This is a genomic window from Paenibacillus sp. FSL R7-0297, assembly GCF_038009025.1.
Taxonomy (GTDB): Bacteria; Bacillota; Bacilli; order Paenibacillales; family Paenibacillaceae; genus Paenibacillus_AQ.
Map to the genome: position 1 here is coordinate 5,955,243 of NZ_JBBPAQ010000001.1, position 20,565 is coordinate 5,975,807.

General features: G+C 51.8%; 20 protein-coding genes. 8 read left to right on the forward strand and 12 right to left on the reverse strand.

Annotated features, from left to right (window positions below; translation table 11 throughout):
• Positions 1 to 18: 18 nt before the first annotated feature.
• Positions 19 to 1,374 (forward strand): MATE family efflux transporter, encoded by a 1,356-nt coding sequence (locus MKZ24_RS26125; RefSeq protein ID WP_042235030.1) that lies wholly within the window; start codon positions 19 to 21, stop codon positions 1,372 to 1,374.
• A 70-nt stretch (positions 1,375 to 1,444) separates the two neighbouring features.
• On the opposite strand, the gene MKZ24_RS26130 is transcribed toward MKZ24_RS26125, so the two are convergent.
• From MKZ24_RS26130 to MKZ24_RS26145, 4 genes are all read right to left on the reverse strand, one after another.
• Positions 1,445 to 1,705, reverse strand: a complete 261-nt coding sequence (locus MKZ24_RS26130; protein WP_042235028.1) for a metal-sensitive transcriptional regulator — start codon at positions 1,703 to 1,705, stop codon at positions 1,445 to 1,447.
• 15 nt (positions 1,706 to 1,720) lie between these two features.
• Positions 1,721 to 4,204, reverse strand: a complete 2,484-nt coding sequence (locus tag MKZ24_RS26135) for an FAD-dependent oxidoreductase (protein WP_340788274.1) — start codon at positions 4,202 to 4,204, stop codon at positions 1,721 to 1,723.
• A gap of 242 nt (positions 4,205 to 4,446) precedes the next feature.
• Positions 4,447 to 5,418, reverse strand: coding sequence for a 6-phosphofructokinase (pfkA, locus tag MKZ24_RS26140; RefSeq protein ID WP_042235025.1), 972 nt, complete (start codon positions 5,416 to 5,418; stop codon positions 4,447 to 4,449).
• 73 nt (positions 5,419 to 5,491) lie between these two features.
• On the reverse strand, positions 5,492 to 6,574 hold the full coding sequence (locus MKZ24_RS26145; RefSeq protein WP_042242166.1) for a tetraprenyl-beta-curcumene synthase family protein: 1,083 nt from the start codon (positions 6,572 to 6,574) through the stop codon (positions 5,492 to 5,494).
• Between the two features lie 225 nt (positions 6,575 to 6,799).
• Here MKZ24_RS26145 and MKZ24_RS26150 point away from each other — a divergent pair, with 225 nt between their 5' ends.
• A complete protein-coding gene (locus MKZ24_RS26150; protein ID WP_340788282.1) occupies positions 6,800 to 8,044 on the forward strand; it encodes an MFS transporter in 1,245 nt (414 codons plus the stop codon).
• Between the two features lie 208 nt (positions 8,045 to 8,252).
• Here the strand turns inward: MKZ24_RS26150 and MKZ24_RS26155 are convergent, their stop codons facing one another.
• A complete protein-coding gene (locus MKZ24_RS26155) occupies positions 8,253 to 8,450 on the reverse strand; it encodes a cold shock domain-containing protein (protein ID WP_036725228.1) in 198 nt (65 codons plus the stop codon).
• Between the two features lie 172 nt (positions 8,451 to 8,622).
• Between MKZ24_RS26155 and MKZ24_RS26160 the strand changes: the two genes are divergently transcribed.
• The 6 genes from MKZ24_RS26160 to MKZ24_RS26185 all read left to right on the forward strand — a co-directional run bounded on the left by MKZ24_RS26160 (position 8,623) and on the right by MKZ24_RS26185 (position 13,445).
• Complete coding sequence (locus tag MKZ24_RS26160; protein ID WP_036702226.1) at positions 8,623 to 8,856, forward strand: hypothetical protein; 234 nt, start codon at positions 8,623 to 8,625, stop codon at positions 8,854 to 8,856.
• Positions 8,857 to 8,862: 6 nt separating this feature from the next.
• The gene (locus MKZ24_RS26165; RefSeq protein ID WP_039299681.1) at positions 8,863 to 9,033 is read left to right on the forward strand and encodes a hypothetical protein; all 171 of its coding nucleotides are present in this window, start codon (positions 8,863 to 8,865) and stop codon (positions 9,031 to 9,033) included.
• A 214-nt stretch (positions 9,034 to 9,247) separates the two neighbouring features.
• The gene (gene pepF / locus MKZ24_RS26170) at positions 9,248 to 11,038 is read left to right on the forward strand and encodes an oligoendopeptidase F (protein ID WP_340790219.1); all 1,791 of its coding nucleotides are present in this window, start codon (positions 9,248 to 9,250) and stop codon (positions 11,036 to 11,038) included.
• Positions 11,039 to 11,122: 84 nt separating this feature from the next.
• Positions 11,123 to 11,443: a LapA family protein gene (locus tag MKZ24_RS26175; protein WP_042235020.1), complete on the forward strand. Its 321-nt coding sequence runs from the start codon at positions 11,123 to 11,125 to the stop codon at positions 11,441 to 11,443.
• Between the two features lie 30 nt (positions 11,444 to 11,473).
• Positions 11,474 to 12,514 (forward strand): M42 family metallopeptidase, encoded by a 1,041-nt coding sequence (locus MKZ24_RS26180; protein WP_340790220.1) that lies wholly within the window; start codon positions 11,474 to 11,476, stop codon positions 12,512 to 12,514.
• A gap of 106 nt (positions 12,515 to 12,620) precedes the next feature.
• Positions 12,621 to 13,445 (forward strand): hypothetical protein, encoded by an 825-nt coding sequence (locus tag MKZ24_RS26185; protein ID WP_340788286.1) that lies wholly within the window; start codon positions 12,621 to 12,623, stop codon positions 13,443 to 13,445.
• 473 nt (positions 13,446 to 13,918) lie between these two features.
• Here the strand turns inward: MKZ24_RS26185 and MKZ24_RS26190 are convergent, their stop codons facing one another.
• The 7 genes from MKZ24_RS26190 to MKZ24_RS26220 all read right to left on the reverse strand — a co-directional run bounded on the left by MKZ24_RS26190 (position 13,919) and on the right by MKZ24_RS26220 (position 20,562).
• Positions 13,919 to 14,242, reverse strand: coding sequence for a hypothetical protein (locus MKZ24_RS26190; protein WP_340788288.1), 324 nt, complete (start codon positions 14,240 to 14,242; stop codon positions 13,919 to 13,921).
• Between the two features lie 441 nt (positions 14,243 to 14,683).
• Positions 14,684 to 15,169 (reverse strand): tetratricopeptide repeat protein, encoded by a 486-nt coding sequence (locus tag MKZ24_RS26195; RefSeq protein ID WP_340788290.1) that lies wholly within the window; start codon positions 15,167 to 15,169, stop codon positions 14,684 to 14,686.
• Positions 15,170 to 15,630: 461 nt separating this feature from the next.
• On the reverse strand, positions 15,631 to 17,574 hold the full coding sequence (locus tag MKZ24_RS26200; protein ID WP_340788293.1) for an ABC-F family ATP-binding cassette domain-containing protein: 1,944 nt from the start codon (positions 17,572 to 17,574) through the stop codon (positions 15,631 to 15,633).
• 50 nt (positions 17,575 to 17,624) lie between these two features.
• A complete protein-coding gene (locus tag MKZ24_RS26205) occupies positions 17,625 to 18,230 on the reverse strand; it encodes a TetR/AcrR family transcriptional regulator (RefSeq protein WP_042235008.1) in 606 nt (201 codons plus the stop codon).
• A gap of 66 nt (positions 18,231 to 18,296) precedes the next feature.
• Positions 18,297 to 19,106 carry a DUF92 domain-containing protein gene (locus MKZ24_RS26210; RefSeq protein ID WP_042242162.1) on the reverse strand — a complete coding sequence of 270 codons (810 nt, stop codon included), beginning with the start codon at positions 19,104 to 19,106 and terminating at the stop codon, positions 18,297 to 18,299.
• 25 nt (positions 19,107 to 19,131) lie between these two features.
• Positions 19,132 to 19,755 carry a fumarylacetoacetate hydrolase family protein gene (locus MKZ24_RS26215; RefSeq protein WP_042235006.1) on the reverse strand — a complete coding sequence of 208 codons (624 nt, stop codon included), beginning with the start codon at positions 19,753 to 19,755 and terminating at the stop codon, positions 19,132 to 19,134.
• A gap of 81 nt (positions 19,756 to 19,836) precedes the next feature.
• Positions 19,837 to 20,562 carry a glycerophosphodiester phosphodiesterase gene (locus tag MKZ24_RS26220; protein WP_042242159.1) on the reverse strand — a complete coding sequence of 242 codons (726 nt, stop codon included), beginning with the start codon at positions 20,560 to 20,562 and terminating at the stop codon, positions 19,837 to 19,839.
• Positions 20,563 to 20,565: the final 3 nt, after the last annotated feature.

Consider the following 20,565-nt stretch of genomic DNA (forward strand, 5'->3'; position numbering starts at 1 on the left):
AACGGGGCATCCACTATTATGAAACAGACATCTTCCCTTAAACAAAAAGCCGGACAGTTTCTGCATATCCTGCTTCCGATTCTCATTACACAAATTGCATTGTCGGCCATCACTTTCTTCGATACGAATATGTCCGGTAAATTCGGCACAAATGATCTCGCCGGTGTAGCTATAGGAACAAGCCTGTGGATTCCGATCCAGACCGGACTCAGCGGGATTCTAATGGGAATCACGCCGATTGTCTCTCATCTGATCGGCAGCCGCCGCAATAAAGATGTCGCCTATCAGGTCATGCAAGGCATGTGGCTCTCCTTGCTCGTATCGATGCTGGTGCTCATTCTGGGCGGATTGGCCTTATCGCCGGTACTCCATTTCATGAACCTGGAGCCAGAGGTACGCAATATTGCATTCCGGTTCCTGCGGGCGATTTCTTTTGGCATTATTCCATTGTTCGGTTATACCGTAGTCCGCAGCTGCATTGACGCACTGGGTCAGACCCGTGTCTCGATGTTCATCACACTGATTGCTCTTCCGGTTAACGTGGGCCTCAATTACCTCCTGATCTTTGGTAACTTCGGATTCCCCCGCCTTGGCGGAGCAGGTGCTGGTGTAGCCTCAGCCATTACATACTGGGTAATCTTCCTGATTGCCCTGGTCTTTATCTATCGAGCCGAGCCCTTCAGAGGCCTGCAGCTCTTCCGCAAATTCCATGCCATGTCGCTTAGCAGCTTTAAGGAACTGATGAAGATCGGTGTACCTATCGGTTTCTCAATCTTTTTTGAAACTGCGGTTTTCTCAGCCGTAACGCTGCTTATGAGCCGATTTGATACGGTTACTATTGCAGCCCACCAGGCAGCGATTAACTTCGCGTCTACCCTGTATATGATTCCGCTGAGCATCTGTATGAGTCTGACGATACTTGTCGGCTTCGAGAGCGGCTCCGGCCGCCTTAAGGATGCCCGACAGTACGGGATCATGGGTATTGGAACGGCAGCGGTCCTCTCACTGCTTACCGCGCTGGTGCTGTTGTTTGCCGGCAGCCATGTCGCCGGGCTGTATTCGGATGAACCTGAAGTGATATCTCTAATTCAGCATTTCCTGATCTATGCAATCTTTTTCCAAATCTCCGATGCCATCGCAACTCCAATTCAAGGTGTACTGCGGGGGTATAAGGATGTCAACCCTGCCTTCATCATTTGTTTCATTGCTTACTGGGTGATTGGTCTTCCAGTCGGATACCTGCTCGCGACTTATACTGATTTGGGCGCTTACGGTTACTGGATCGGGCTGATCACTGGTCTGGCTATAGGCGCTATTCTGCTGCTGTCGCGACTCATAAGGGTGCAACGAAGATTCGCTCTTCAGAAGGCTTGAGTATTTACAGCTTATATTCGAAAAACAGCCGCAGGCAAGAGGTGAATCCTCCTGTCTGCGGCTGCTCTTTTTAGCGGCTTTTCACAAGCAGCTGTACTGCTTCCTTGATGACCTGATCCGGAGTATTTCCCTTGGCCAGCTCCTCCTGAATGCAGTGCTCCAGATTGTCTCCGATAACTGCACCGGCAGTGCGGTCTACAGCGGTTCTGATCGCGGTCAGCTGGGTTACAATTTCCCGGCAATCCTTGCCCTCCTCCAGCATGCTGAGAACCCCCCTTACCTGGCCTTCAATACGCTTCAATCTGTTTATTATTGCTTTGTCATATTCCACAGTTTCTTCGCCCCTTTAAATGAACAGATTAACACCCGAATCCTCTGCGGCACCGAGATAGCTGGCAACACCGCCAATCTCTACCCCTTCAATCAATTCTTCCTGTGAGATACCCATGATGTCCATACTCATAGAACAGGCCATCAGCTTCACACCGGCATTAAGCGCCCCCTGCATAAGCTGCTCCAGTGAATCTACATTCTTACGCTTCATCGTGTAGCGGATCAGTCTCGCACCCAGCCCGCCCATATTCATTCTTGATAAGGGCAGCTTTTGCGTTCCTTGCGGCATCATCATTCCAAACATTCTGTCGAGAACCGACTTCTTCACCCGCTGAGACTGCCCACGGCGCAGAACATTCAGGCCCCAGAAAGTAAAGAATATTGTTACCTGCTTACCCATCGCAGCGGCACCTGATGCGATGATGAAGGAGGCAATGGTTTTGTCCAGATCGCCGCTGAATACAACCATAGTTGTCCCTTCAGTAACTTTGGGGTTCTGTTTCTGTACCTGGAGAGCCTCTTCTGCATTCCATGATCCTTTGCGCACCAGCGCCTTCACTTTGCCTTCAGATACATCCAGAGATTCCAAGGTGTTATAAGTCTTGCTGCACCACTGTCTAATGTCAGCGGCAAAACCAAAATCCGTCGCGGTTATTTCAACACGCTGGCCTGCTTCCATTGACTTTACAGTTTCATATACTTTGAGTATAGGGCCCGGACATTGCAATCCGCAAGCATCCAGTAAAAGGCGCTGTTCAGTCTTCTCCTCTTTCGGGCTATTCCCTGTGCCGGATGGATCTGGAAGCGCTAAACCGGACGAAGTCATGTGCTTCTCAATACTCTGCGACCCGCCTCCTGCCATAGCGGCATAAGTTTTATATCCTCCGTCGACATTTCTTACAGCGTATCCGGATTGGCTTAACATTCTGGCAGCAATATAGCCGCGCAGCCCCACCTGGCAGGATACCGCTATTTCCTTGCCCCGCGGAATCTCTGTAAGCCGGTCTCTCAGCTCCGGCAGCGGAATGTTTATAGAACCGGGAATACAGCCAGATAACTGTTCTACTTCATCCCTGACATCAATAATAAGTCCGCCGCTGCGTGAGAATTCATCCACTTCATGCCACTGCAGGTTTCTTACGAGTCCCTCCATGAGGTTAGAGGCTACGTAACCCGCCATATTTACCGGGTCCTTAGCAGAGGAATACGGCGGAGCATAAGCCAGTTCAATATCTGCCAGCTCACCGGCTGAAAGATTGCCGCGAATTGCTGTGGCAATGACATCAATCCTTTTATCAACACCGCTGCTGCCCACTGCCTGCGCTCCGTAAACGGCTCCTGTCTGCGGATTGAACAACAGCTTGAGCGCTATCGGAGCGGCATCGGGGTAATACCCGGCATGAGAATTAGGATGTATATGCACAGCTTCAAAGGGCACCCCAAGAGACCTGAGCGTCTTCTCGTTATTACCGGTAAGCGCAGCTGTTAAATCAAAGATCTTAATTATTGCCGTGCCCATGGCTCCGCTGTATGCTGCTTCGCGTCCATTAATATGATCTGCCGCGAGACGGCCCTGCCGATTCGCCCCCCAGGCCAAAGATACCATGGTACCGAAACCTTGGATGCGGTCCTTCACTTCAATGACATCCCCGACGGCATAGATAGCCGGGTCACTGGTCTGCAGGGAGGCATTCACTTTAACCGCCCCCCGGATACCAAGTGCAAGGCCACTGCCGCGTGCCAGATCATTCTCAGGACTGACTCCAATTGCCATGATCACCATATCAGTTAGAAGCTCTTCACCGGAGGAGAGTCGAAGCAGTCTGCCTTGTTGTTCAAAAGCCTCTACACCCTCATTCAGCCGCAACTCTACACCATGAAGTCGCATATGGTCTTCCAGAGGCCGGGCCATTTCCGGATCGAGGGGATTCAGAATCTGCTGGCCCCGGTCAATTACAGTTACTTCAAGACCCCGCTGCCGCAGATTCTCTGCCATTTCAAGGCCGATGAAGCCTGCACCGATCACTGTGGCATGTCTGGGCTGATGGCTATCAACATAAGCCTTGATGCGATCGGTATCGGGGATATTTCTTAATGTGAACAAATTCTCTGCAGCAGAAATACCCTGAATAGGCGGCACTATCGGCCGCGCACCGGGAGATAACACTATGATATCGTATGGAATCTTTTCAACCTCTCCAGTGTTGATGTTGCGGCATTGTACCAGCTTGTGTTCGCGGTCAATCTCTGTCGCCTCAGTGAATATTTTCACATCGATATTGAAACGGGCCCGTATACCCTCAGGTGTCTGCAGAAACAGCTTTTCTCTGGAATCAATAGTTTCTCCGATGTAATAGGGCAGCCCGCAGTTGGCAAAGGAAACATGCTCTCCACGTTCCAGAATAATAATCCGGTCTTCCTCACTCAATCTTCTTAAACGTGCAGCAGCTGATGCTCCTCCTGCTACTCCGCCAATAATGACAATAGTTCTTCTCACTTCTAATTCCCCCTTATGAATAATACCCCTATGGGTATAAATATATACGGGTGGGGGTATATAGTCAAGTAAAAAGATGTTCTTGCTGTAGGTCATGGCACCCGTATAACGGAATCCTATTTATCTATACAGCTCAGAGCAAAGAAATGTCGAGTTAAGCACCTCTTTCTAAATAGAATCACAGGAAAAAGACCGCCTGTCTTCAGGCGGTCTTAAAGGAAAATAATAATTCCCTGTTCCTACTATTGGGACAAACGGGAAGCCAATTCATACAGATCCGTGTCAAAGTCTTTCTTAGTATTCACTACTTTATCGATATCAGTAAGAGTCAGTTCACCCTTGATAATTCCGCATGCTTTGTCCGATTCGCCCTCAATCAGCTTGCGGACCGCGAAGTCACCCAGACGGCTGGCCAGGTTGCGGTCACCCGGAGTAGGTGTTCCGCCGCGCTGGATATGTCCCAAAACTGTTACGCGGGCATCCAGAGAAGCATGACGGTCCTTGAGTGCCTGCGCCACATCTTCGCCTTTGCCTACGCCTTCAGCAACAATTACAATACTGTGGCGTTTGCCGCGGGCAAAATTGTCCTTCATCCGGTCCGCTACTTCATTCAGGTCATACGGCATTTCAGGTACAAGGATTGTTTCCGCACCGGAGGCAAGACCCGCATGCAGCGCGATATCTCCGCAGTGGCGTCCCATAACTTCCACGATCGAAGAACGCTCATGGGAAGACATAGTGTCACGCAGCTTATTGATCGCATCCACTACAACGCCAACAGCTGTATCGAAGCCAATGGTGTAATCTGTGAATGAAATATCATTATCAATAGTTCCCGGCAAAGCCATGGTGTTAATTCCTAGCTTACTGAGTTTGTTCGCCCCTTTGTAAGAACCGTCACCGCCAATGACTACTAGGCCGTCGATGCCCATTTCATTAAGAATGTCAGCACCTCTTTGCTGGCCTTCCGGATTCAGGAACTCCAGACAGCGCGCAGATTGAAGAATGGTGCCCCCGCGTTGAATAATGTCACCTACACTGCGCAGATCCATCGGGAAAATATCACGGTTGAGCAAACCCTGATACCCGCGCTGAATGCCGAACACTTCAATTCCGAAGTAGATCGCGCTGCGGACAACCGCACGTACAGCGGCGTTCATGCCCTGTGAATCTCCTCCACTGGTTAGTACTGCGATTTTTTTTACGTTTGCCATTGTGTTTGTTCCTCCTTAAAATTACGCCGAATATCCTCCGTATCAGAATGAGCCCCGGCAGCATCTAGTGCGACTAATACATGTGTTTGCGTATCCAGCGGCTGTTAACGAAGAAGAATAGCCGGGTCAGCGGGCTTTTTCTCATCAGCCGTTTGGATACAGAGCGAACCTCCCGCTGTTCGCTGACTTTCGGATCGGATAAATAAAGTGCCAAGAGCCCCTCGATGACCATACGATGCATTGAGGTCTCGGGAAGAGTCCGGACATCCTTGCGAGCCCACTCCACGATGGAAGCGATCCGATTCAGCATGGTATCAGTGTTGTCATAATAATTGCAGAAATTGAGGTCACCGCCTGCCCGGTCTTCGTCCTGGTCAATCAGATAATCCAGCATAATGTGCAGTCCGCACACATGCGGAAAGTAAGCAGCGCGAATCGAAGCCGATGCGTCCAGGCTCAGCTTGGGATCACATGAGGCCAAAAAAAGCATAAAGACGCCAAGGGTTGAACCGGTTGCGGCTGCAAACTCATTCCACCCGAGATGAGGTGCACGATGGCCCTCTCTCTCCCACCATTCCTTCAGGGCAGCTTCCCTGAGCTCCGGACGGATGTGCTTGTAGACCTGAAGATCGGTGTATAATACGGCCAGATCACGAATCTCGGCGGCGGCGGCGGCGTATCCGGGAAGCTGGGAGGTCATCTCCTGGCATTTGCGGACCAGCCTGTACAAATATCCGCCGTCATTCTGTTCATTGCGCAGCTCGTAGTAATTCCCCGGCTCTGCCTCAGGGTTAATTGCATCAAGCATGGATTGATGCAGCAGCCGGAAATCGGCAGGGTCAAGTGAAGTACTACGATCACATAGGTTGTCCAAATAATCACTGATCGTCTGATAAGCAACAATTAGCGGAATCAGTATATGTCTCATCGACAAATTGCCGGCGGCATAAATACCGCCGCCTTCGCAATGAAACTGCTTCGTTTCAATGCTGGCAAGCGCTTGCTTGCGGAGCTCGGGATCGGGAATCCCTTCTGCATCCTGGCGCCAGAAATCGAGGCATGCCCGCACTTCCGGCAGCACGTACTTGTAGACCCTGTTCATCAGTCCAATGGGACCGCGCGGACTAAGGTAACGGCCTTGCTCAAATTCATTCAATGACAGTGCCTCCACATTGTTGTCTCCTTATCCAAATCATCATTATTATAATATGCAGAGCGTATTTGTACAAACAACAAAATCACTTTCGCAAAACCTTGAAAGATTCAGAAAAACGTTTTCCCACGAAACCCATGCCTCAACAGCTTTATGCTATACTATTACCCGTTCGACATTAAATGTATGAGATTAGGCTTTATTTCATATCTGGAGGAGTGCAGGTTCATGTATGCAGGACGGAGCGGCGGCCAATATAGCGATCAAAACTGGCTGCGATCCTTTATGTTCACCCTATACGGCACCAGTGTGCTGGTTGTATCCTATTTCCCTTTATTCTATTCACATTTGGGCTTCAGCAGCCCGCAGATGGGTCTGCTCTACTCTGTCGGCCCGCTGATCTCCATCCTCTCCAATCTGTTCTGGAGCATGATGAGTGACCGTCTGGGCACTGTCCGGAAGATCATGGCCCTCCTGCTCGGAGGTCAGCTGGTAACCGCTATCATTCTGGCCAGAGCCGCAGATTTCTCGAGTGTTATGCTTATTTTGTCCGTTTTCTATTTCTTCTATTACCCTGTATTTCCGCTTGCGGACACCATGGCCATCAAAATAGCCCAGCGTCACGGTCGGAACTTCATTGCCATCCGTGTATTCGGCTCGCTCGGGTATTCATTCTTCGCCCTAACGATCGGTTATGTGCTGAGAGCACTCGGTCCTGACTATAGTGTAGGCATTTGTATTGTGATTGTCGTGACCGCACTACTTATCACCTTCGGACTGAAGGATGTGAAACGCAGCGAGCCAGTTCCCGAACCCGTAAGCGGGGAAGCTTCAGGCAAACCGCTTAAAGGCGGCGGTCTCAAAGAAATTCTATTTCAAAAAGAAGTGCTGTGGTTCTTCAGCTGTGTCTTCCTGCTCGCTATGGGTTACCGCATGAATGAAGCCTTTCTGACCATCAGCCTCAAGGGAATGAATGCCGGGGATGAGATTGTCGGCTGGGCATTACTGGCTTCCGCTCTTAGTGAGATCCCTATCTTCTTCCTGCTGAGCAAATTCGGCGACAAATTCAAGGAACTGCCGCTGCTTGCTTTCGCAAGCCTGATGTTTGCCTTGCGGTTCCTGTTCATGTCACTGGCTCAGGAGCCGGGAGCTGTAGTTGCCATTCAGGCTATGCACAGCGTCTCCTTCGGCATTTATTATGTAACCGCCGTCCGCTATATCACGCGGATGATCCCGGATCATCTCCGGGCAACGGGAATGGCACTCTTCACGGTTGTATGGTCCAGCGGTGCCGGTCTGCTCAGCGGCACCTTCGGCGGCCTGATCTATCAGGATGCGGGACGCACTGTATTTTATATGGTGGCTACCGGATTCTCAATCCTTGCTTTTATCGGCTTCCTGTCCAAGCACCTGATGGATGTGGGGGGAGGCCCCGACCGGCCGTTACGGAAAAAGGCCGGGACTCCGCTCTGAGTATTGTATTGTGGGAATTATCCAAACAGCCATGCCATCCCGGAGCCGGGAGTGGCATGGCTGTTTGGATTCTCATTCTATAGTAGAAATAAAAAAACACAGTTCCCTAGAGAACTGTGTGCTGCTTAAGTTGCTTGTTGCTACTCATGCAAATGCGTGTTGCATCAAATATATATTGCGGCTGGCAGAAGCTCTGCCTGACCGTATCTTATAATTTAACTACGTTCGCTGCTTGTGGACCACGATTACCATCCGTAACATCGAATTCAACCGCTTGGCCTTCATCCAAAGTCTTGAAACCGTCGCCTTGAATAGCTGAGAAGTGAACGAATACATCTTCGCCGCCTTCTACTTGAAGGAAACCATAACCCTTTTCTGCGTTAAACCATTTTACTGTACCTTTCAAATGAACAACCTCCTAAAAATACCGCCATATATGGCGTATGCTTACATTATACTCCATCTATACTTGTAAAGCAATCCATCTTTTCCCTGTATTCGTGATTTAATTTGCTTTTCCCTTCTCCGGTGCGTTATCATTGAGCCAAAAGCCAAAAATCGCCAGGGTGGTAATGATAATGATCAAAAAACATGAAATATACAAAACAGACAAATGGAATATGATGACAGTGGAAGTTCAGGGACGTTATATTATCCTCCGTGAAATTTCCGATCAATGGGGAGAAGAAACACATACCTTCATGAGCCGTCCGGCCATGATGCAGTGGGTCAACAACCGCTTCAACAAAGAGTCCTACAAAGACAATGAAGAAGAGTACAAGAATATCATCGCTGCCTTCAAACAGGTATAAGCGCGAATGAACAATGAGAGCCTTGTAATCTATGTAATTGTCGTTCTGTGTCTGGGTGCCGTGCTCATTATGAGCAAGGACAAGATGCCGCCGCGTTTGAAACGCGGCATGGCCTTAACTGCAGTCATCATGATTGCACTCGCTTTTGTCTTCATTATTTACAGCATGCTCGCATAATTTCACCGTAAGTAACTATAAGAATTAATAATCAGGATTTGGCAGGACATACTAAGCCTACTTTAAGATTCAGGAGGCTGCTGTCATGTCGTTTACTTCCAAATCCCTCCCGCTGCTGCTTGTTCTCAGCCTGCTGCCGGGGAATGTGTCCGCAGCAGTGCCGCAAGCCGAGACTATGTCTGCTGCATCCCATCAACCGAGGAGGATTATATCTATGGAACAATTACCCAAAAGAAGTGAAGTGCCCGCCGAGAACCGCTGGAAGCTTGAAGATATGTTTGCTTCAGAGGAACAATGGGATGCCGAATACAAGGAAGTGAAGGAGCTAATCACAAGCGCCTCTGACTTCCAGGGCAAGCTTGATTCTCCTCAGGCCCTTAAGAAATGCTTCGAGCTGGACGACAAGCTGTCCCTGCTTACCGAACGCCTCTATGTCTATGCGCACATGCGCCAGGATGAAGATACGGCGGCTCCAAAGTATCAGGCGCTCTCCTCAAAGGCCAAGAAGCTGGGCGTTGAAGCCGGGGAAGCCCTTTCTTTTGTCACACCGGAAATTCTGGCCCTGCCAAACGAAACCCTGGACCAGTTCATTGCCGATCCTTCTCTCTCTGACTATACCTTCACCTTAACGGAAATGAAACGTGAGAAAGCGCATGTCCTCTCCAAAGCGGAAGAAGCATTGCTCGCTCAGGTGGGCACTCTAGCCCAGGCTCCGCAGACAGTGTTCGGCATGCTGAACAATGCGGATCTGAAATTCCCGAAGGTCAAGAATGAAGATGGCCAGGAAGTGGAGCTCACCCATGGCAGCTATATTCAGTTCCTGGAAAGCCCGGACCGTGAAGTGCGCAAGAATGCCTTCAAAGCGGTCTATGAGACCTACGGCAAGCAAAAGAACACCATCGCGGCTACGCTTAGTGCGAATGTGAACAAGAATGTATTTTACTCGCGTGTGCGCAAATACCCTTCCGTGCTGGAAATGTCCCTCTACGGTGACAATATTCCGAAGGAAGTCTACACTAATCTGATCGACACCATCCATGAAAGCCTGCCGCTTATGCACCGTTATATGAAGCTGCGCCAGAAGCTGCTTGGAGTAGATGAGTTACATATGTACGATTTGTTCGCTCCGCTCGTAGATGAATACAAGCTGAATATTACTTTCGAGGAAGCCAAGAAGATCACTAAGGAAGGGCTTAAGCCGCTCGGCGAGGACTACCTAAGCGTGCTGCAGGAAGGCTACGACAAAAGCTGGATTGACGTTTATGAGAATGAGAACAAACGCACCGGCGCATACAGCTGGGGAGCTTACGGCACCCACCCTTACGTGCTGCTGAATCATAATGACAACCTCAACAGCATGTTCACACTGGCGCATGAAATGGGCCATGCAATGCATTCCTACTATTCAGACACGACGCTGAAATACCGGGATGCCCAGTACACCATTTTCCTGGCAGAGGTAGCTTCGACCACCAATGAAGCCCTGCTGATGGATTATCTGCTCAACAAGTCGACCGATCCTAAGGAAAAGATGTACCTGCTCACCTATTATGCCGACCAGTTCCGCACTACCGTTTTCCGGCAAACGATGTTCGCAGAATTCGAGAAGATCATTCACCAGCGTGCTGAAGAAGGCGAATCGCTTACTCCTCAGGACCTCTCTGCTATCTATTACGACCTGAATGTGAAGTATTACGGTAAGGATATGGTCGTGGATAAGGATATCGAGATGGAATGGGCACGGATTCCGCATTTCTACAACAGCTTCTATGTCTATAAGTATGCTACGGGCTTCTCGGCGGCGACCAGCTTCGCCAAACAGATTCTGGAGGAAGGCAAACCGGCGGTGGACCGTTACCTCGGCTTCCTGAAGAGCGGCGGCAGTGATTATTCGATCAATATCTTGACCAAGGCCGGCGTTGACATGTCCTCTCCTGAACCGATCCGTGAAGCAATGAGCGTATTCGAGAGCGTAATCGAACAGATGGAGCAGTTGACCAAGTAAGACAGAAAGCTTAGTATTACAGTAATCCCTTGCCCTTGCGGGCAGGGGATTTGTATTGTCATACCATTCTGAGGAGGTAGCTATATGAAATTTCAATGGTCACTTATATTAGGTTTATTTTTCGCTCTGCTGACTGCAGTATTCGCAGTAATGAATGTGGATACGGTTCCCGTTAATTTCGGGTTCGACTTTGTCAGCATCCCGCTCATTCTTGTCATTCTCGGCTGTGCGCTGATCGGTGGCGTTGTTGTCGGTTCTTACGGCATTTTCCGCCAATATAAGCTGCAGAAGCAGATTAAAAGCTTGAACGCAGAGCTGACCAAGCTCCGTGATGCAGGTAATGCCATGGATTCAATGTCTGTCCCTAATGATGTCCTCTCTTCAGAAGGATCAGCCCAAGTATAACCATACACCGAATAGGAGGAACACCCCTTGATTAACATTCAGCCTAATGAAGAATATATCCTTACCCTGCTCAAAAAACTGCTCGACACCCCCAGTCCCAGCGGCTTCACCGCCCAGGTGATGACTCTTGTGGCCGAAGAAGCGGCTGCACTGAATATTCCGCTGAGCTGGAATGAGAAGGGCGGCGCGATCCTGACTGTTCCCGGACTTGATCCTTCGCGCACCATCGGCATCAGTGCCCATGTAGATACGCTGGGCGCCATGGTCCGCTCCATTAAACCAAACGGTACCCTGCGCCTGACCTCTGTCGGCGGGTTCACCATGAATAGTATCGAGAATGAGTACTGCACGATTCATACGCGCAGCGAATTAACTTATACCGGTACAATCCTGACCAGCCACCCTTCCGTGCATGTGTATGCGGATGCGCGCGACTTCAAACGTGCGGAAGAGAACATGGAAATCCGTATTGATGAAGTGGTCTCGACCAAAGATGATGTGCTGAAGCTGGGCATTGCTGTGGGTGATTTTATTTCTTTTGACGCCCGTGCGGTATTGACGCCGAGCGGTTATGTTAAGTCCCGTCATCTCGACGACAAAGCCAGCGTAGCGGCCATCTTCGGCCTCCTGGAGAGCATCCGGCGCGAAGGCTGGAAGTCGCTCCATAACCTGTCCCTATTGATCTCCAATTACGAAGAGGTCGGACACGGTGCTGCCTGGATTCCGGGCGGGATTAACGAGATGATCGCTGTGGATATGGGCGCTATGGGTGACGATCTAAGCTGCAAGGAGACCGATGTCTCCATCTGTGCCAAAGACTCCTCCGGACCTTATGACTATGCCATGACCAGCAAGCTGATTGAGCTCGCTAACGGGCTGGCGATTCCTTTTGCGGTAGATATCTATCCGCAGTATGGCTCCGATGCTTCAGCGGCGCTGCGTGGCGGAAACAACATCCGGGCCGCGCTGATCGGTCCGGGCGTGCATGCCTCCCACTCCATGGAGCGCACACACAAGCAGGCCGTGTTGAATACAGCTAAGCTGCTTGCCGCTTATGTTGGGGCGCACTGAATTAAAGATATGGCTGCGAGTTCACGGTGAGCTTAGGCTGTGCGGAATGAATCATAGAGACTATGAAGGCCATTAGCCATGCTGCGGAGTTTGCGGAGGGATGCTTGTGTCGGCGCGATTTGAGTTTGGGGGACGGCTGCAGAGTTTGCGGGGGCATCGCAGGTGGTGGATTGTTACTGCCGCTGTGTTGCTGACGGTGTTTGTAATCATCCTGGCTGCGCTTAGGCTGACAGATGATGAAGAGCAAGAGGTCTTTGACGGCCTCCCTCATAGGTACATCTATGCGGAGAGTTCAGGCGAGGTTCAGCTGCATATGATGTCACTGAACCCGGAGGATGTGGTGCTGCGGCGCGCAGGGCAGCCGCTGCGACAGATTGCCGCCTATGGAATCAATGGCGGCTTCTTCTATGGCGATGACCTGCTGTCCATCGCCATCATGAACGACGTGCCGGTGAACGGCGCACCGCATGGCTACGGCTCCGGCTGGTTCAACGCGAAGTACGAGCGGGGAACCCTGGTGTGGGATGGAGCCGAGGGAGCGTTCAGCGTACAGGTCGTTGCCTCCGGCGGCGACCTGGCGGTGAGTGACCGCGGGCATTACTGGGCGCAGGGCGGGATCAGCATGAACCTGCAGCATGAAGAGCTGTGGGCAGCTACGGCGGCCGCAGAGCATCTTCCCTTTGAGGGCGAGCGGCGCCTGCGCTCCGGGCTGGTCTACGACCAGTCCGGCAAGCTGTGGCTGCTCGTCACGAATTCGCTCTGCACGGCAGCGGAGTTCCGCAACGCCGTGCAGAGATCCGTCCCCGGCGAGGGACGGGAAGGGATCTTCCTCGACGGAGACGGTTCATCGCAGATGAACGCAGACGAGGTAGTGCTGACCGGCGATTCGCGGCCGGTCGTGCAGATGATTGCCGTGGCGGGCGGGAAGTAGCCGGGGCCCGGAGCCTTACCCGGCCACGGACCTTCCTGCTCGCCACGATGCTTATGCCGATCACAATGCTTATAGCTATGTTATAGCGTAATAACCAAAGAGTGCTGTGCCAGTTCTATTCATAACTGGCACAGCACTCTTTCTGTTAACTGTATAAGATAAGCTGAACTATGGAAAGCATCGGCGGGAGACGTATCCCTATTTTTCACTATGGAATAATACTTTCCGGGTGAAGAGGACTGAAAATCCGCTATTTGAGCAGATTCAGCGGATTCGCTGTCCAAGCGGACTCAGAGGCCCTTATATGACCGATTATGCCTCATTTCGGGCTTAATCAATAACATAACGGAATCTCAGTCCGCTTCACCCTCCCAAAGAGTATTTTTGGAGATAAAGCGGCTTGTCAGTCCGCCTCACTCTCAGGCTTGAGTATTTACAACCGATCCAACAGTAGAATGTAATGTTTTGAAAATTTACAGGGATGGCACAAGTTCAATTCGCGGTATATCCCCGTTCTTATAGACCGGAATGAGCTGCACGGGGCTTTTGCCGGAATCAACTACAGCTATAGTGAGATCCTGTTCTGAAGTTTCCTTATGCCTCCGGGACAGCTTGTTATCAGCTGAAATAGGGTGAGCTATAACTGGTGCAGAGGTATAATTGTAGTATTGGAGCGCCTCTACATTGTGTTCAATGTGTTCATTGGCTTCATCGGGGGCTTCCGGCCTTCCGAACAAGAAAACAGCAGAAACAAACATGACACTTAAGCCTATATCTCTCAGTCGTATGTTCATCATGCACGCCTCCGCAAACAGTAAGATTGAAGAAACAATCTTTCTACATTTAAGCACATATACATAAGAACATCCTACCATAAATTTACTATATAAGACGCACTTAAGAGTTAAATTTGAAGCTTAGTCGTCACTGCGGTGAACCTTTGGACTTCCGGCCGCTCCCCCCCAGATTTCTTGTTGATTACCGCTGTTCGCGGTAGATATCCGGTGGCTGATTATGCTTCCGTAGCTTGCTTTCCTGGAGAAAGCTTTCAGGCGCGGTCGCTATCGCTCCACAGTTCCAAGTTCCCTCTCCGCTTTTTTCGCTTTTTGTTATTTCTTAGTGCGTCCTATATGGTGCATAGCTATTCCGGGGAAATCTAATGTTGTATTTCTTCCACAGCGCAAAAGGAAACCCGGCCTCTGAACTTCAGGTGCCGGGTTTCCTGTTGTGCGTTTAAATCACCATACCTGCTCCAGCTTATCTGCATAGAACATAATAGCTTTGCTGTAACTGTGAATCCCTGCATCGGCAGAGGTTTCGGACAACAGCTTAAGCAGCAGCTCCATCGCCTCTGCATGCGCACCCAGATTATGCAGCGTCATGGCCAGGAAGGCTTTGAACTCCGCACGCTGCGGAAATTCAAGCACGCCCTGCTCCAGTAGCTCCCGGGACTGTGAGTATGCCCCAAGCGTCCGGTACGTGCTTCCCAGTCCCAGCATTGCGCCTGCCTTCTGCTCCTCATCCGGAAGACCATGAGCAAGACTCTGCTCGTAATAGGGCACGGCCTCGCGTTCCATGCCGAGCACATCATGCGTCCAGGCTAGCTGATAGTACAGCTCGGCATTGCCGTCATCCGCTGACAGCAGCTGAAGCAGCATGACTCTCGCTTTCTCTGCTTGCCCGGAGGTCCGCAGCGCTATGGCAACTTCGAGGGTACTTGTCACTGGCAGCGACCTCCTTATATAAATAACTCTAATATAATTCTGACAGGAAAAATTAATAACTATATAACCGCTCCTTAGACAACAACCCTACAAGATACCGGCCAGTCACTGTGAGACTGGCGGAGATACGACAATCGTCAATTCCCCACACTTGATTCGTTGCCGGCTGAATTGAAATTTCTTAGAGCTAGGAAGCAGTAGCGCGGACATAGATGTTGTACGTTTTGCAACTTTGATTCATAAATAACCAGCTGTTCAGGAGGATTGTAGTACAAAATACAAGTATAATCCTGCCAAGCCGTTTGAAAAAGGTTAAATCCTGCCTTTATACAACAATCGCGGATTTGGGTCGATAAAATAAGGGAAATGTTGTTTTTGGGGCAGGATTTTATATCACAACAATGGGGAGCAGCGGAGAGAGTTTGTCACATCCTTAACCCCGCCCCGCAGCGCCGCAAACCTCACGCCTTACCCGCGATCTTCTCTGCCAGCTCATTCAGATACGTCCAGCGCTCCATCAGGCGCTCCAGCTCCGCTTCGGCCTGCCGCTGCTTATCCACCAGCTCCTGGAGCTTACCGGAGTCAGCAAAGGCCGCCTCCATCTGTGCGGAGATATCTACGAGATGCTGCTCGGCCTGTTCGATGGCCTCGTCGATGCCCTCGTATTCCTTCTGCTCCTTGAAGGTGAATTTCAGCTTCTCGCGTGACGGCGCGGCTGCTGGCGCATTCCCGCTCTGCTCTACAGCGGCAGTAGCACTGCGGCCTCCAGCGCCTTCAGTCTTGCCGGAGCCACCACTGCCGGTAGGTACGTTTTTTGCCAGCCATTCTTCATATTCACTATAGTCACCAACATGCAGCCGGATCGATCCGTCCTCAAACGCAATCAGCTTATCCACCGTACGGTCCAGGAAGTACCGGTCATGCGATACGGTAAAGACTACACCGGGGAATTCATCCAGATAGTCCTCCAGCACGGCCAGCGTTCCGATATCCAGGTCATTCGTCGGCTCATCCAGCAGCAGAACATTCGGCGCTCCCATAAGCACGCGCAGCAGGTAGAGGCGTCTCTTCTCACCCCCGGAGAGCTTGGAGATCGGGGTCCACTGCATCGCCGGCGGGAACAGGAACCGTTCCAGCATCTGGCCGGCGGTGATGACACTGCCGTCGGCTGTCTTGATGATTTCCGCCTCTTCCTTCACATATTCAATCGCGCGCATGCTGAGATCCATATCCTGGTGCTCCTGAGTGAAATAACCGAGCTTCACGGTTGTCCCCAGCTGAACCTCGCCGCTGTCCGGCGTGAGCTTTCCGGCGATCAGGTTGAGCAGGGTCGACTTCCCGCTGCCGTTCTTGCCGACAATGCCTACCCGGTCCTGCGGCACCGCGATATAAGTCAGGTCCTTAATCAAGGTCCGGCCGTCCATGGATTTCGTGAGATCCTGGATCTCGATGATTTTGCGGCCCAGTCTGGTGGAAGCCACAGAAATATCCATCGAGGCTGATGAAGTCCCGCCTGTACTCTCCTTCAGCTTCTCGAAGCGGTCGATACGCGCCTTCTGCTTCGTGGATCGTGCTTTGGCACCCCGGCGGATCCACGCCAGCTCGGTGCGCAGCAGATTCTTGCGCTTCTGCTCCACCGAGGCTTCGCGCTCTTCGCGGTCAGCCTTCAGCTCTAAGAAGCGGGAATAATTCGCTTCATAGCGGTACAGGCTTCCTTCGTCTAGCTCCAGCATTACGCTGGCTACGCGCTCCAGAAAATAACGGTCATGCGTAACCATCAGCAGGGCGCCACGCCGTTTCTGCAAATATTGCTCCAGCCAGGCTACGGAATCCGTATCGATATGGTTGGTAGGCTCATCCAGAATCAACAGCTCAGAAGGCGTAATCAGCGCCGCTGCAAGCGCTACACGTTTGCGTTGACCGCCGGAGAGGTTCTCCATCCGGGCATCAAATTGTGTGATTCCAAGCTTGGTCAGGACAATCTTGGCTTCGCTCTCAAGCTGCCAGGAGCCGGCGGCATCAATGGCCTGCCCGATTTTGACGAGTCTGGCTTCCAGCCCGGAATCACCCGGATTCTGCTCCAGCAGAGACATAATCTCCATGTACTCCCGCATCGTAGCCAGCTCTGGATCATCTCCGGCAAAAACCTGCTGCAGCACGGTATTGCCAGGCTCATACGGCGGATTCTGCGCCAGATATTGTACACGTACATCATTGCCGATGGCAATCTGCCCGGCGTCTGGTGTATCCAGCCCGGCGATAATCTTCAGAAAGGTTGATTTCCCCGTTCCGTTGACACCAATGACGCCAATCTTGTCCCTGTCATCCATGCCAAAGGATGCATCACGGAATAACGTTTTCTCCCCGTAGCTTTTGGAGAGGTGTTCCACGGTCATAATATTCATCAGTTGTCCTCGCTTGCCTTATATTTATAAACCAGGTCTGGCTATAGCTCTCAGAATTCAGACGGAAGGTCGCCGAGTGCCGATTTCAAGCTGCCGAGTGCTCCTGTGATGAAAAGTTTAGCAGCAAACTTCGCCCGCTTATGCGCATCTTCTTCCGCAAACTCAGGGTTGAACAGTATATCCATCTTCAGACGGTCCAGCATTCCGATATACGCCTTAGCCATCAGCTCCGGCTCCGACGCCCCGCCTTCCAGTAATACCTTCACTACCGCCTGCATATAGGCTTCCATGAACTGTGCCATATACTCTACCAGTTCGGGATTATTGTTGGGTGCCCGGAAGAACAGCTTCGTATGCTGCTTGCGCTCATAATAATAGAACAGATGATGCTCGGCAATGACGGAGAGCTTATCAGTCAGTATAGAGCAGCTACTCAGCTTGGCTTCAAGCTGCTCCAGGAACCCTTCACAATCCCGGCGGGTTACCGCCATGAACAGTTCTTCTTTACTTTTAAAATATAAATAGACCGTGCCCTTGGCAATTCCGGCACGCTCTGCCACTTCCGACATCTTCGTTTCGTAGAAGCCGCCTGAACCGAAAAGCTCGTAAGCGGCATCCAGAATAGCTGCATGTTTGTGTACGGATGCGCTGCTCAACGGTTCACCTCCCAACCTTGATAATAAAATTAATGCCGGATAACGTAACTAAGGCCCGGCTATCTCCTATACGGCTCCTATGTAGCTGGCCAGCAGGGCCACCACGCCGCCGATGATTGAACTTACAGCATTTACAGTATCATTGTCCATCCAGCGCCAGCCCCGGGCGTACACGGTGGGCTTACCGCAGTGCTGCGAGGCTTCCACCTCGCGGCCGCAGACCGTGCAGCGGTTCATCCGCTGCACCGTTGCCCCCAGCACCGAGTCAGCAAAAGCTCCGGCAAGTCCGCCCAGCAATCCGGCGAGCACCAGCGTCAGCAGGGAATGCGGCGGCATGCCGGAGGCTGCCCGCAGCAGCCAGGAGGCCGCGCCAATCAGCGCACCCCCGGCAGCGGCAGCCAGCGTGCCCGGCAGCGATACACCGCCGGAGGTACCCGCCTGCAGCACCTTCCCGGTCAGCACGGACCGCGGCGGCCGCTTGGCCAGCGTACCAATCTCTGTCGCCCATGTATCCGAGGTCACGGTAGCCATAACCCCGATGAACAGGAAACCCCAGATTTCCAGCGGATAAATCGCGTTAAGCAACACCAGCAGCATGCCAAGTCCGCCGTTCGCGAAGACCTGGCCGGCATCCCTGCGCCCTGTTTTATCATAGGTAGCCTCAAGCTCGGCCTTATTCTCATGATGAAGCTTGGAGAGCAGGCTGGAGGAGATGAAGAACAGCAGCAGAATGCCGAACCAGAAGGCATTGCCTGCCCCAAAATAGATGGTTCCCATCACAATCGCCGCCAGCATGCCCGAGAGGCTCAACGACTGCTTCCAGTATGCGGCCCCGGCGACCAGCAGCGCACCGCAGGCCCCGATCAGCCATTGCAGCACTTCAAGTCCTGATAACATCGCCCTAACCGATCAGGCAGGTGCCCATTAGCGTATCGCCCCAGAACAGCTCGAAAGAATCGCCGGGCACTACAGGTCCCACGCCAGCAGGCGTTCCGGTGAAGATGATATCATCCTTGCCGAGCCCGTAGCGGGAGGCAATGAATTCAACAATTTTTTGCAGCGAGAAAATCATGTTCTGCACGTTCCCGCGCTGTACCTCAATTCCATTCTTGCGGACGGTGAAATCCGTTGCTTCCAGCTCCTCCTGCTCAGGAAATGCAATGTAGGGAGTCAGCGGCGCCGCATTCTTGAAGCCCTTGGCGGGTGTCCAGGGCAGGCCTTTTTTCTGCAGATCATTATGCACATCACGGAGCGTGAAGTCGAGGCCCAGCGCCATCACATCCACCAGCTCCTCCACACTCATCCCCGGCACGTAATCACGCGCAATACGCAGCACCAGCTCACCTTCATAATGGATCAGTCCCTCATCTTTGGGCAGATGGATGATCGCTTTATCAAGCGCAACAGCCGCATGCGATGGCTTCAGGAAGATCAGCGGCTCGGCCGGTACCTGATTGCCGAGTTCCTCCGCATGTAATTTATAATTGCGTCCTACACAGTATACATTATTGACCGCTCTACTCATTGATGGTTCAGCTCGCTTTCTTCTCAGATTATCAGAACGAATGGATCTTATAGATGGATTAGAATGGATCTTAAGTCAGGCCTACAAAAAGATATCGCCCCAAATATCCGGGCGGTTCGTACAGATCATGATATCCGAATGCATGGCGGACAAGCGCCGCATCTCCTTAGCTTTATTCACTGTCCAGGCCATGATCTTCACGCCCCGTTCAGCCAGGGATTTCGCCAGAACCGGGCTAAGCCGGTCAGAGCTGATGGATAAGAAGGAGCAGCCCAGCTCGTTCAGCTTTTTGGCCGGATCGCCTGACCTGGAATCATAGATCAGACCGGTACGGAACCGCGGGTCCAGCTCCTTAATCCGCTGCAGCGCACCGGCGTCGAAGGAGGTCAGCACCACATCCTCACGCATTCCCATGGTATTCACCTGGTCGATGACCGCTTTCTCAAGGCCAGGGTACATCTCCCCGCTGGTCTTCAGCTCAATGTTAAGCCGCAGTCTGCCTGACGCCAGGCTGAGCACCTCTTCCAGGGAGGGGACCCGCTCTCCGCGAAAAGCACGCCCTTTCCAGCTCCCCGCATCCAGACGACGTATATGTTCATAGTCCATGTTCTTCACCTTGCCGTGTCCATTGGTCGTGCGGTCCAGCGAATAATCATGGATGACCACAGGCACGCCGTCCCTCGTCAGTTGCACATCAATCTCCATCCACTGCACAAAGGGCAAGGCAATCGCCATCCGTACGGCCGCCAGCGTATTCTCGGGAGCTTTCCCGGAAAATCCGCGGTGGGCGACACACATGTTATTCATCAT

Bases quoted from the DNA above. Each gene is read 5' to 3' on its own strand.
- pepF (WP_340790219.1), top strand. From the start codon at position 9,248: ATGGAACAATTACCCAAAAGAAGTGAAGTGCCCGCCGAGAACCGCTGG.
- MKZ24_RS26215 (WP_042235006.1), bottom strand. From the start codon at position 19,755: ATGAGTAGAGCGGTCAATAATGTATACTGTGTAGGACGCAATTATAAA.
- MKZ24_RS26150 (WP_340788282.1), top strand. From the start codon at position 6,800: ATGTATGCAGGACGGAGCGGCGGCCAATATAGCGATCAAAACTGGCTG.
- pfkA (WP_042235025.1), bottom strand. From the start codon at position 5,418: ATGGCAAACGTAAAAAAAATCGCAGTACTAACCAGTGGAGGAGATTCA.
- MKZ24_RS26160 (WP_036702226.1), top strand. From the start codon at position 8,623: ATGATCAAAAAACATGAAATATACAAAACAGACAAATGGAATATGATG.
- MKZ24_RS26220 (WP_042242159.1), bottom strand. From the start codon at position 20,562: ATGAATAACATGTGTGTCGCCCACCGCGGATTTTCCGGGAAAGCTCCC.
- MKZ24_RS26175 (WP_042235020.1), top strand. From the start codon at position 11,123: ATGAAATTTCAATGGTCACTTATATTAGGTTTATTTTTCGCTCTGCTG.
- MKZ24_RS26190 (WP_340788288.1), bottom strand. From the start codon at position 14,242: ATGATGAACATACGACTGAGAGATATAGGCTTAAGTGTCATGTTTGTT.
- MKZ24_RS26165 (WP_039299681.1), top strand. From the start codon at position 8,863: ATGAACAATGAGAGCCTTGTAATCTATGTAATTGTCGTTCTGTGTCTG.
- MKZ24_RS26125 (WP_042235030.1), top strand. From the start codon at position 19: ATGAAACAGACATCTTCCCTTAAACAAAAAGCCGGACAGTTTCTGCAT.
- MKZ24_RS26200 (WP_340788293.1), bottom strand. From the start codon at position 17,574: ATGAATATTATGACCGTGGAACACCTCTCCAAAAGCTACGGGGAGAAA.